An 11445-nucleotide genomic window follows, 5' to 3' on the forward strand; every position below is an offset into this window, starting at 1 on the left:
GCATGCTGATCCTGATCGCCGGCCCCTACCGCTCCGGCACCGGGGACGACCCGGACCTGATGGCGCGCAACCTCGAACGCCTGGAGGAGGCCGCGTGGCCGATCTTCCGCAGCGGCCACGTGCCGATGATCGGTGAATGGGTGGCGCTGCCGGTGCTGCTCGGCGCGGGCGGCAGCTCCCCGGCCGATCCGGTGGCCGAGGGGATCATGTACCCGACGGCGCAGCGCCTGCTCGAGAAGTGCGACGCGGTGCTGCGGCTGCCCGGTGCGTCGACCGGCGCCGACCAGGACGTCCGGATCGCCAGGGAACGCGGTCTGCCGGTCTACCACCGGGTCGAGGACATCCCCGGCTACCGCGCGGCCTGACGCGCCGCGTTCAGGCGCGGGCGGCGGCGACGAACTCGCGCATGCGGCCGTGGTCCTTGACCCCGCGGCTGGACTCGATGCCGCTGGACACGTCCACGCCCCACGGCCGTGCCACCGCGACCGCGTCGGCGACGGTCTCCGGCGACAGGCCGCCCGCCAGCACCCAGGTGCCCTCCGGGCGGCGGTCCGCGAGGCGGGTGACGTCCCACTGCTCGCCGGAGCCCGCGACCGGGGAGTCGATCAGCAGCAGCTGCTCGCCGAACGCGCCGGTGCGCACGTCCGTGTCCGGGCCCAGTGCGGTCGCCCGCACGAGCGTGAACGGGTGGCCGCTCAGCTCGTCGAACGACTCCTTCGGGTAGTCGCCGTGCAGCTGCAACGCGCGCACGCCGGTCCGCAGAGCCAGCTCACCCGCCTCGCCGGCGGGGATGCCGCGCACGACGGCCACGGTCAGCACGTGGTCCGGCACCGCGGCCACCAGACGGCGGGCCAGGTCCACGTCGATGCGGCGGGGGCTGGCGGTCAGCACGAACCCGACCGCGTCGGCCCCCGTCGCGACCGCGACGTCGACATCGGCTTCGGTGCGCAGACCGCAGAGCTTCACGAACACACCCCAATCCTATGCTCTCGCCCCCTGTTGCTCAGGCATCTGCAAGTACCACCAACTCACCCCGCCACCGGCCGGACCACGGACGGCCGGCGGCGCTGTTAGTAGTGGAGAAGTGCCTGTTGATGTTGAGTTGGCGAGCTGCTCAGGGCGGCACACGTGACGCGGCTCGCGGTGTCGCGCGGCTAACAGTCACAAGCGCATGCGCTGTCCGGTCCTGGTTAATGGAACCAACGGGCAACGGAGGCCGTGATGACAGAAAAGCAAGTCGCCACATCGGTGTTGGTGATCGGAACCGGGGGCGCGGGGCTGCGCGCCGCCATCGAGCTCGCCGAACGCGGCGTGGACGTGACGGTCGTCGGGAAGCGGCCGAAGTCCGACGCGCACACCGCGCTCGCCGCGGGCGGCATCAACGCGGCGCTCGGCACGATGGACGAGGCCGACACCTGGCAGCAGCACGCAGCGGACACCGTCAAGGAGAGCTACCTGCTCGCCAACCCGGAGATCGTCCGGGTCGTCGCCGAGCAGGCCCCGCGCGGCATCGCCGACCTGGAACGCTGGGGCATGCCGTTCGCACGCGAGGACGACGGGCGCATCTCGCAGCGGTTCTTCGGCGCGCACACGTTCCGGCGCACGTCGTTCGCCGGCGACTACACCGGGCTGGAGATCCAGCGCACGCTCGTCAACCGGGCCGCGCAGCTGGGCGTCCCCGTCCTCGACTCGTGTTATGTCACCCGCATCCTGGTGCGGGACAACGTGGTCTTCGGCGCCTACGGGTTCGACCTGACCGACGGCACGCGGTACGTCTTCCACGCCGACGTCGTGATCCTCGCGGCGGGCGGCCACACCCGCATCTGGCGGCGCACGTCGTCGCGCCGTGACGAGAACACCGGCGACTCGTTCCGGCTGGCCGTGCTCGCCGGCGGCCGCATCCGCGACCCCGAGCTCGTGCAGTTCCACCCGTCCGGCCTGCTGGAGCCGGAGAACGCGGCCGGCACGCTGGTGTCCGAGGCGGCGCGCGGCGAGGGCGGAATCCTCACGAACGCGCTGGGCGAGCGGTTCATGGACCGCTACGACCCGGCCCGGAGGGAACTGTCCACCCGCGACCGGGTGGCGCTCGCCGCGTACACGGAGATCAAGGAGGGCCGCGGCACCCCGAACGGCGGTGTGTGGCTCGACGTGTCCCACCTGCCGCGCGAGCAGATCATGCGGCGCCTCCCGCGCGTCTACCAGACGTTGCTGGAGCTGCAGATGAAGGACATCACCCGCGAACCGGTCGAGATCGCGCCGACCGCCCACTACTCCATGGGCGGGGTGTGGGTGTCGCCGTCGGACCACTCGACCGGTGTGGACGGCCTGTTCGCCATCGGTGAGGCGTCGAGCGGTCTGCACGGCGCGAACCGGCTGGGTGGCAACTCGCTCATCGAGCTGCTGGTCTACGGCCGGATCGTCGGCGAGGCCGCCGCCGAGTACTCGGCTTCCCTGACGGCACAACACCGTTCGCACGCCGCACTGGCCGAGGCACGGGCCGAGGTGGACGCGCTGCTGGCCGCCGACGGCCCGGAGAACGTCCGCGCGTTGCAACGGTCGCTGCGCAACACGATGACCGAGCACGCGGGCGTGGTGCGCGACGAAGCCGGGCTGCGCAAGGGGTTGGCGGAGCTCGACGAGCTGGAGGCGCGCATCGAGCAGGTCGGCGTGCACCCGGACCTCGCCGGCCACCAGGACCTGGCGCACGCGTTCGACCTCAAGGCCTCGGCGCTGGCGGCCCGCGCGACCCTGGAGTGCGCGCTGGAACGCCGGGAGACCCGCGGCTGCCACAACCGGTCCGACCACCCGGAGCTCGACCCCGCGTTGCAGGTCAACCTGGTGTGGTCGGGGCCGGGACGGGTGGAGCGGGAGGAGATCCCGCCGGTGCCCGAGGAGATCGCGGCGCTGATGCGCGAGGTCGACACGGCGGGCAAGCTGGTGGAGTGATCGCCACCGGGCGGGAGCGGGGGCTCCCGCCCGGTCCGGGCACGGCCACCTCGACGGCGAAAAGTGTGAAGAGGACGAAGAGGCTCGTTCCAGCGAGCACGGAACCGGTGGACGACCCCGAGACCCGTTCCACCGCGAGAGGCGCGACGGCCCTGGCGGGACACCGCCCCTGGCGCTCACGGCGGTGCGCGTGATCTTCTGCGTTCACCTGGTCGCCGAGCACAGGTGACCGGGAAAGGCGCCGGACGTGGTGGCAACACACTCCTGGCGGTGCGTACGTTGGGCGGCATTGCGACACTCGCGGTACCGGCATCCACCACTGGAGCACGCATTCGTAGCAGAGTGTGATCGCACCATCGGGCGGTACTTCCGGGCGCGGCGTACCGCTAGCCTGTACTGCGGTACACACTTAGACGGGGGTTCACGTATGGCGGGGACGCGACGCGTGGCCGAGCCCGCGGAGCCGACTCAGGCCGTCGGGAGGCGTGAGCGGCACAAGCGGGCCATGTACGAGCGGCTGTACACGGCGGCGCTCGACCTGTTCACCGAGCAGGGCTACGACGAGACCTCGATCGAGGACATCACCGAACGGGCCGATGTCGCGCGGGGCACCTTCTTCAACTACTTCGAGAAGAAGGAGGAGGTCATCGCCGCGTGGGGCACGCGGCGCAGGGAGACGCTGCGGGCGGAGCTCGGTGCCATCGCGGGCGGCGGCAACGACGTGCTGTCCTCGCTGGAGAACTGCATGCGCGCGCTCGCGCGGATCAACAAGCTGGAGTGGCGCACCACGCAGGTCATGCTCGCGGCCTGGGTGCGGTGCGGCCACCCCATCTTCGAGGAGCCGTACGCGACGCCGTTGTTCGCCGAGATCGTCAGCGCCGGCAAGGACGCGGGTGACGTGGGGGACCACGTCGACCCGATCCTCGTCGGCAACATGCTGCGGGACGTCTACCTGGGCACGCTCTACCGGTACGTCGGCCGCGGCAAGCAGCCGACGACGCTGGCGAACGAGCTCGTCACGACCTTGCGGGTGCTGATGCACGGCGTGCTGGTCAGGCCGGACCGCTAGCCAACAGGCGGTCGGCGAGCGCGCCCACCTCCTCCGGCCCCAGCAGCAGGGCGGCGGGCACGGTCCGCCCGAACGCCTTCTTCAGGCGTGCGGCGAGCTGCGCGGCCATCAGGGAGTCGAGGCCCAGGTCGCGCAACGCCCGCCGGGTGTCCACCCGGTCCGGTGTCGTGCCCAGCACCGCCGCCACGTGCTCCAGCACCGCGTCCACCGTCTGCCCGGCCGGTTCGTCCGCGAGGGCCGGGACGGCGGGGACAGCCGGGACGACGGGGACGGTGGCGGCGACCGGGACCGGTTCCCGGGCCGGCTCGGGTCGCGGCCGCCGGGTGCGGGCCGTGCGCAGCAGACCTGCCACACCGTTGACCAGTCCCGCGAACGGCCCGGCGGTGCCGGTGCGCACGGTGACGCCGCTCAGCTCGGCGAAGCACTCGTGCTCGGCGTCGAACAACCGCACGTCGACGACCGGCTTGCCGCGCCGCTTGCGGGCGACCGCCCAGAACTCACCGCTCGCCCGGCCGGTGACCCGCACCCGTTCGACGCCCAGCGGCACGACCGCGGTGCCCAGTGCCAGCAGCACGGCCTGCATGCCGGTCTCCAGCACCACCGGCCCCGCCGCCGTTCCCGGCGTGAACCTGGCGACCGCCGCGTCCTGCCCGCGCCACGCCTGCCGCAGCGCGCGGAACGGCCCCTCGAACTCGTACCCCTGCCGGGCGGCGAGGTCGCGGAAGTCGCTGTCGCGCACGTACTCCCGGCACCGCGCCAGCGCCCAGTCCAGCCCGGACGAGGCGACCGCGCCCCCGCGTTCCACCTCACCGCTCACGCACCGCACGCCCTCGTCGGTGTGCACGGTGAACGCCCGCACACCACCGCGTTCCGGCCGCACCGTGACCGTCAGGGACGGCAGCGCGTCGGGATCGACCGTGCACAGCTCGTGGAAGCGGATGTTGCGCAACGTGTGCGTGGTGCCGGTGCCGCGCACGACCGACAGCACGGCCTCGAACAGCACGGCCGCCGGCAGCGGTGTGAGACCGCGGAACCGCAGGCCCCGCAACGCCTCCGCCACGCCGAGGGAGGCCACGTCGACCTCGCGGACGACCTCGGTGTCGGCGGTGAACGACTCGAACCAGTAGTCCTGGTGCTGCCACGGGTAGGCGGGCAGCGGCACGCACCGGCCGTCGCCCTGGCGGCTCGCCCAGTCGACCGGCACGCCCGCGACGTGCAGCGCGCCCAGCGCCGCCGTGACCGCGCGCAGCTCGGGCTCGTCGCGCAGCAGCGTCGGCACGCCCGTGCCGGTCCAGCCCGCCGCCTCCCCGATCTCCGCGACGGCGGTCAGCAGCACCGGGTGCGGGCTGACCTCCAGCACCACGGCGGTGCGGGCGTCGGCGAGCACCCGGCGCACGGTGTCGTTGAGCCGCACCGTCCGCCGCACGTTGTCCGCCCAGTACGCGGCGTCGAGCTCGCGCCTGCCGTGCTCCACGGTGGACCGGAAGTCGACCTGCGGTGCGTTCGGGCGCAGGTCCTCCAGTTGCTCGCGCAGCGCCGTCGCGACCTTGTCCATCAACGGCGAATGCGACGCCACGTCGACGTCGCGCACCGGCCGGCAGGCGATGCCGAACGCGTCCAGGTCCTCCGCCACACCCGACATCAGCTCCGCGGGCCCGGCCAGCACGCACGTGCCGGGCGAGTTGTCCGCCGCCACGCACACCTCGCCGCGGTACCGGTCGACCAGGCCCTCCGCGCGTTCGGCTGACAGCTCGGCCCACAGCATCGCGCCGCTGCCCGCGGTCTCCTGCATCGCCGCGCTGCGCCGGCAGATCACCGCCGCCGCGGCGCGCACCGTGAGCGCGCCGGACACCTGGGCCGCGGCCACCTCGCCCATGCTGTGCCCCACCACGACGTCCGGTTCGACGCCCCACGACCGCCAGTGCGCTGCCAGCGCCACCTGCACCGCCCACAGCACGGGTTGCAGCACCGACAGCGCCTCCGGCCACGGCGCGTCGCCGAGCAGCACGTCCACGACCGACCAGCCGGCCTCCTCGCGCACGGCCGCGTCGCACTCCAGCAGCGCCTCCCGGAACGCGGGGGAGACCGCGTGCAGCTCCCGGCCCATGCCGCGCCACTGCGACCCCTGGCCGGGGAACAGGAACACGACCTTCGGCCGGTCGGCCGCCCGGCCCGCCACCGCGCCCTTCGCCTCGGCGCCCGCGAGGAACGCCCGCAGCCCGGCCAGCAGCTCGGCGGTGCTCACGCCGGAGACCGCGAGCCGGTGCTCGTGGTGGTCGCGCCGCACGGACGCGGTGTGGCAGACGTCCCGCACCGCGTCGGTCTCCCGCAGGTGCGCCAGGTGCGCCTGCGCGGACTCGCGCAACGCGGCCCCGCTCTTCGCGGACAGCGTGAGCACGCGGGGGCGGCCGTCGGGTTCCGCCGCGGGCTCCTCCGGCGGTGGCGAGGTCAGCACCACGTGCACGTTGGTGCCGGAGATGCCGAAGGAGCTGACGCCGACCACCGGGTGCTCGGCGGTCAGCGGCTGGTTGCGGGTGACGACCCGCATCGGGGCACCGGTGAGCTGCTCGGCCTGCACCTGCGCGTGCAGCGAGGCGGGCACGGTCCGGTGCTCGGCGACCAGCACGGCCTTGATCAGCCCGGCGATGCCCGCGGTGGCCTCGGTGTGGCCGATGTTGCTCTTCACCGACCCCAGCAGCAGCGGGTGCTCCCTGCCGGTGCCCGCGACCTCGGCCAGCGCCGTCAGCTCGACCCGGTCGCCGACGCTCGTGCCGGTGCCGTGCGCCTCGATGTAGTCCACAGTGGACGGATCGAGGCCGGCGTCGCGGTACGCCGCCTGGAGCATCTCGACCTGACCGCGCACCGCCGGTTGCAGCAGCAGGCCGCTGCCCCTGCCGTCGTTGCTGATCGCGCTCCCGAGCAGCAGGGCACGCACCCGGTCGCCGTGCCCGACGGCGTCGGCGTGGCGTTCCAGCACGACCGCGCCGACGCCCTCGCTGCGCACGAAGCCGTTCGCGTTCACCGACCCGAACTTGCACCGGCCGTCGGGTGCGAGCATCGCGGCCTGCGAGTAGGCGATCGCGTCGTCGGGCAGCAGGATCACGTTGACCCCGGCCGCGACCGCGAGGTCGCACTCGCCCGCGAGCAGCGCCTGCCGGGCGTTGTGCACGGCCACCAGCGAGGACGAGCAGGCCGTGTCGACCGTGATCGACGGCCCGCGCAGGTCCAGCGCGTAGGACAGCCGGCCGGACGTCACCGCGCGCAGCTCACCGCCGGCCGCGTGGCGCACGTCGTGGTTGCCGGCACTGCGGCTGGCCTTGCCGTACTCGGCGGTCGCCTGCCCGACGAAGACGCCGACCCGGCGCCCGGCGAGCCCGGACGGCCGGATTCCGGCGTCCTCCAGGGCCTCCCAGGCGACCTCCAGCAGCAGGCGTTGCTGCGGGTCCATGGCGCGGGCCTCGCGCGGGGAGATGCCGAAGAACTCCGCGTCGAAACCGCGGACATCTGCGAGGAACCCGCCGTGGCGCGAGATCGTCCTACCCGGAGCGGGTTCCGGTGAGTAGTGGTCGTCGACGTCGAACCGGTCGCGCGGGATCTCGGTGATCGCGTCGGTGTTGCCGAGCAGCAGGTCCCAGAAGGCACCGACCGACCCGGCGCCGGGTAAGCGGCAGGCCATCCCGGCGACGGCGACCGCGCGGTCCCGTGCAGGGGCACCCGCCGATCCGGTCCGAGCACCGGGTCCGGTAGTGGTTCCCGAGGTGCTGGAGGCGTTGCGGCGTGTCAAGTTTCCCCCGAGTTGGGTTCAAAGTGGTTCCCAGTACAACTATGTACCCGGAGTCAAGTTTAGCCGCCGCGTCGCGCCTCCTGGTAGTGAAAGTACGCAATTGCCGGTGTACTCGGGCAATGCGGTGAAGCTCGGTCTCGCAGGATGGAACCGGGGCACCTACACTCAAACTAGGTCTTGCGTTCAAGTTTGTACTGACGTACTCACTGGTGCGGTCAACGCTTCGGCAGGGGGGATCGGCATGGCGCGCTTTGTCGTCGAGATGGTGTTCGGGCCGGAACACGAGCGGTTAGCCGGCGTTCGGCCCGCTCACCGGCGGTACTGGGAAGAGCTGGCGGGGCGCGGGGTCCTGCTGGGGGGTGGCCCGTACGCCGACGAGTCCGGTGGGTTGCTGCTGTGCGAGGCCGAGGACGACGTCACTGTCCGCCGTTTGGTGGCCGCCGATCCGTACGTTCGCGGAAAGTTGTTGCGCGGTATCAGGATTCGTGAATGGCGCGGGTTCCTCGACGGCCTTCCCGGTCCGTCCGGAAAGGAGGCGGAGCCGCAGCAATCGGGAATTCCTATGGCTTCCCGCCCATCCGGATCCTCGATGGGGAGCCGCGCGCTGACAGCGCACGAGCAGCGCATCGCCACGCTCATCGTGGACGGCCGGACCAACCGTGAGATCGCTTCCAGGTTCCGGGTGTCGGTCCGCGCGGTGGAGCTGCACATCACGAGCATCTACCGCAAGCTCGGGATCCACCGCAGGGCCCAGCTAGCCGGCGCGCTGGCCGCGTGATGGCAGACCTGGACGTCCGCAAGCTGCGGATGCTGCGCGAACTCGACGAGCGGGGCACCGTCGCCGCGGTGGCCCAGGCGTTGCACCTCACGCCGTCGGCCGTGTCCCAGCAGCTCGTGTCGCTGTCGAAGGAGGCGGGGGTCCGGCTGGTCGAGCCCGCTGGCCGCCGGGTGCGCCTCACCGACGCCGCCCGCGTGCTGCTCAGGCGCGCCAACGAGATCTTCGCCGAGCTGGAACGGGTGCAGGCCGACCTCGCGGCCTACTCGGAGGGCTCGGTGGCCGAGGTGCGGGTCGCGGGGTTCGCGGCCACGTTGTCCGGGCTCGTGCTGCCCGCGGTGCGCGAGCTGCGCGACACCCTGCCCGGGGTGGTGGTGCGGCTGGTGGAGTCCGATCCGCCGCACTCGTTCGACCAGCTGGTGCGCGGGGACGTCGACGTCGTGCTGAGCGTGGAGTCCAAGGAGAGCCCGGCGGCCACCGACCGGCGGTTCCACCGGCTCGCGCTGTTCGCCGAGCGGTTCGACGTGGCGCTGCCGGTGGGCCACCCGCTGGCGGACGCGCCGGTGGTGCGGCTGGCGGACCTGTCCGGCGAGGCGTGGATCTTCCCCACCCCCGGCACGTGCCGCGACATCTCGTTCGCCGCGTGCGTCACCGCCGGGTTCACGCCGGAGATCGTGCACGAGATCGCCGACTGGGACACGACGCTGGGCGCGGTGGGACTCGGGCTGGGCCTCGCTCTGGTGCCCCGGCTGATCACCGCTGCACCGCCCGAGGACGTGGTGATCAGGGTGCTCGACGCGGAACAACCCACCCGGCACGTGTTCGCGGCCGTGCGACGGGGAAGTGAAGAAGCACCGCACCTCGCGGCGGTGCTCAGGGCACTCGGTGCGGCGGCGGCGCTCGCGACCGTGCAGCGCTGCTGATCGTTCGTTCGAGAACAGGAGGAACGGTGGTCGTATGACCGTGCGATCGAGGAACAGGGATTTCTGATCGGGTGACCGGCGGGCCCGGCGGTGACACGTGCGCTCACCGCTGGGCCGGCGGTGGTGGGACGGTAGGACGTCTGTGCGCGCAGCCGTTGTCGCGTGACTGACGGTCTCGGCGCGGTCCTGCTCCGGCTCAGCCGCGCGGCACCAGCGCCGAGGCCTCCGGCCGGAACGGGAAGAACTCCTCCACCCCGGCCCGGACGACGACGCACGTCGACTCCGGCACCTCCAGCCACGCCCCGCGCAGGTCGCCCAGCGGTTCGGACACGATCAGCCGCGACCCGTCCGCGAGGTCGTGCAACGCCGGGTTGTCCGGGTACTGGTCGCGCAACGTCGACAGGTCCGCGCTGTGGAAGAGGCTGCGCGACCTGCCGCGGCTGGAGTAGCGGAACGCCCACGTGGTCGTGCCGTCCGTGGTCGCGACCGTCATCTGGACCGGGAACTCGACCCCGTTGCGGTGGCCGACGTCCTCGACGAACGCCACCATCCGCGCCACCGCGCCCGTCGGGTCCTGCTCCAGGCCGAACCCGACGGCCAGGTAGAACATGACCTCCGAGTCCGTGGACCCCTCGATCAGCGGGTACAGCTCCGGCGTCACGGCCAGCGCGAGCTCGCGGCGCACCAGCGGGAACTTCGCGATGAGCCCGTTGTGCATCCACAGCCAGTTCTTGTACCGGAACGGGTGACAGTTCGTGCGCTGCACCGCGGCCCCCGTCGACGCCCGGACGTGCGCGAACACCCGGTCCGCGGTGATCTGCGCCGCCAGCTCGCGCAGGTTGCGGTCGTTCCACGCCGGCTCGGTGCTGAGGAACAGCCCCGGCGTGCCGGTGACCGCGCCGTACCAGCCGATGCCGAACCCGTCGCCGTTCACCGCCGTCGCGCCGAGCCGGGCGTGCTTGCTCTGCATGACGAGCGAGTTCTCCGGCCGGTAGAGGATGTCCTCCAGCAACACCGGTGAACCGGAGTAGGCGAGCCACCGGCACATGTCGACCTCCTGTCGTTCCGCCGCACATGGGACCACGGCGCCGGGTGCCGGTGCGAGGTTTGCCCCGGCGTGCCCGCGTCGGGCACGATGGTTTTCGGCCCCCGACCAAAGGTGCGTACGTGACGCCTCCTCACCTGCCCTCCCGCGGGCACTTCGAGACGGTCGAGACGATGGCGCCCTTCGAGCCCGTCGCCCAGCTCCCGCCGCTCGCCCCGCTGGACCAGCGCGAGGACCGCACCGAGCCCGCCGGCCACATCGCCGTCATCGGCCCGATCGCCGCCGTGGTGCTGGCGTTGACGATCTGCACGCTGGTCCTCGACCACCCCGGTGCCCGCGCCGTGGCCGCCGTGCTGGCCACGCTCGGGCTCATCACCGCCGTCGTGGTGCTGCTGATGGCGAAGCGGCCGGAACCGGGGCGGCACGTGGCCCGCCACGCACGGGAACACCAGGACTGACCGGGCCGCTCGGCACGGCACGCGCCGGGACTGGCGGCCCCGCCAGCACCCCTGACGCCCCCTGTCAGCGCAGCGTCGCAAGTCCCGCCCGTGCGAACTTCTCGTCCAGATCACCGCTGGGCGCCCCGCCGACCCCGATGCCCGCGACCGGCGTGCCGTCCACGGCCACCGGCACCCCGCCGCCCAGGAACAGCGTCCCCGGGATGTCCCGCAGCGTCGCGCCCTGCCCGGTCACGCGACCGGCGAGCTCCGAGGTCGGCGCGCCGAACGACACCGCGGTGAACGCCTTGCGCCGCGCTGACTCCTCGGTCTGCGGGCCGGCGCCGTCGCCCGCGAGCAGCACGACCAGGTCGCCGCCGCGGTCGACGACGGCGACCGTGACCCGCTGGTTCTCCTTCTCGGCCGCGTCGAGGGTGGCCTGGGCGGCGCGGACGGCGGCGTCGAT

10 protein-coding genes are annotated in these 11445 nt (G+C 72.7%); 6 read left to right on the forward strand and 4 right to left on the reverse strand.

What is annotated here, in order from left to right; genetic code table 11:
• The first annotated feature begins 2 nt into the window (after positions 1-2).
• Positions 3-365 (forward strand): DUF4406 domain-containing protein, encoded by a 363-nt coding sequence (locus AB0A63_RS39795; RefSeq protein WP_360401759.1) that lies wholly within the window; start codon positions 3-5, stop codon positions 363-365.
• Between the two features lie 10 nt (positions 366-375).
• On the opposite strand, the gene AB0A63_RS39800 is transcribed toward AB0A63_RS39795, so the two are convergent.
• Positions 376-972: a phosphoribosylanthranilate isomerase gene (locus tag AB0A63_RS39800; RefSeq protein WP_360401762.1), complete on the reverse strand. Its 597-nt coding sequence runs from the start codon at positions 970-972 to the stop codon at positions 376-378.
• Positions 973-1254: 282 nt separating this feature from the next.
• Here AB0A63_RS39800 and AB0A63_RS39805 point away from each other — a divergent pair, with 282 nt between their 5' ends.
• Both AB0A63_RS39805 and AB0A63_RS39810 read left to right on the forward strand, forming a co-directional pair.
• A complete protein-coding gene (locus AB0A63_RS39805) occupies positions 1255-2946 on the forward strand; it encodes an FAD-dependent oxidoreductase (protein ID WP_360401765.1) in 1692 nt (563 codons plus the stop codon).
• A gap of 445 nt (positions 2947-3391) precedes the next feature.
• Positions 3392-4015 carry a TetR/AcrR family transcriptional regulator gene (locus AB0A63_RS39810; protein WP_360401768.1) on the forward strand — a complete coding sequence of 208 codons (624 nt, stop codon included), beginning with the start codon at positions 3392-3394 and terminating at the stop codon, positions 4013-4015.
• Here the strand turns inward: AB0A63_RS39810 and AB0A63_RS39815 are convergent.
• A complete protein-coding gene (locus AB0A63_RS39815; protein ID WP_360401771.1) occupies positions 3999-7799 on the reverse strand; it encodes a beta-ketoacyl synthase N-terminal-like domain-containing protein in 3801 nt (1266 codons plus the stop codon). The genes AB0A63_RS39810 and AB0A63_RS39815 overlap by 17 nt on opposite strands.
• 241 nt (positions 7800-8040) lie before the next feature.
• Here AB0A63_RS39815 and AB0A63_RS39820 point away from each other — a divergent pair, with 241 nt between their 5' ends.
• Together AB0A63_RS39820 and AB0A63_RS39825 are read left to right on the forward strand one after the other, a co-directional pair.
• Positions 8041-8577 (forward strand): LuxR C-terminal-related transcriptional regulator, encoded by a 537-nt coding sequence (locus AB0A63_RS39820; protein WP_360401774.1) that lies wholly within the window; start codon positions 8041-8043, stop codon positions 8575-8577.
• Positions 8577-9497 carry a LysR family transcriptional regulator gene (locus AB0A63_RS39825; protein WP_360401792.1) on the forward strand — a complete coding sequence of 307 codons (921 nt, stop codon included), beginning with the start codon at positions 8577-8579 and terminating at the stop codon, positions 9495-9497. The genes AB0A63_RS39820 and AB0A63_RS39825 overlap by 1 nt, the downstream gene beginning before the upstream one ends.
• Positions 9498-9693: 196 nt before the next feature.
• On the opposite strand, the gene AB0A63_RS39830 is transcribed toward AB0A63_RS39825, so the two are convergent.
• Positions 9694-10545, reverse strand: coding sequence for a class II glutamine amidotransferase (locus tag AB0A63_RS39830; RefSeq protein ID WP_360401777.1), 852 nt, complete (start codon positions 10543-10545; stop codon positions 9694-9696).
• A 119-nt stretch (positions 10546-10664) separates the two neighbouring features.
• On the opposite strand from AB0A63_RS39830, the gene AB0A63_RS39835 reads away from it, so the two are divergent.
• On the forward strand, positions 10665-11000 hold the full coding sequence (locus AB0A63_RS39835; protein WP_360401780.1) for a hypothetical protein: 336 nt from the start codon (positions 10665-10667) through the stop codon (positions 10998-11000).
• A 64-nt stretch (positions 11001-11064) separates the two neighbouring features.
• Here the strand turns inward: AB0A63_RS39835 and AB0A63_RS39840 are convergent.
• Positions 11065-11445: heme-binding protein (locus AB0A63_RS39840; RefSeq protein WP_360401783.1), on the reverse strand; the 381-nt coding region annotated here is incomplete at its 5' end.

It is taken from the genome of Lentzea sp. NPDC042327 (genome assembly GCF_040647275.1).
In the GTDB taxonomy this organism is placed as follows: Bacteria; Actinomycetota; Actinomycetes; order Mycobacteriales; family Pseudonocardiaceae; genus Lentzea.

Bases quoted from the DNA above. Each gene is read 5' to 3' on its own strand.
- AB0A63_RS39795 (WP_360401759.1), top strand. From the start codon at position 3: ATGCTGATCCTGATCGCCGGCCCCTACCGCTCCGGCACCGGGGACGAC.
- AB0A63_RS39820 (WP_360401774.1), top strand. From the start codon at position 8,041: ATGGCGCGCTTTGTCGTCGAGATGGTGTTCGGGCCGGAACACGAGCGG.
- AB0A63_RS39825 (WP_360401792.1), top strand. From the start codon at position 8,577: ATGGCAGACCTGGACGTCCGCAAGCTGCGGATGCTGCGCGAACTCGAC.
- AB0A63_RS39830 (WP_360401777.1), bottom strand. From the start codon at position 10,545: ATGTGCCGGTGGCTCGCCTACTCCGGTTCACCGGTGTTGCTGGAGGAC.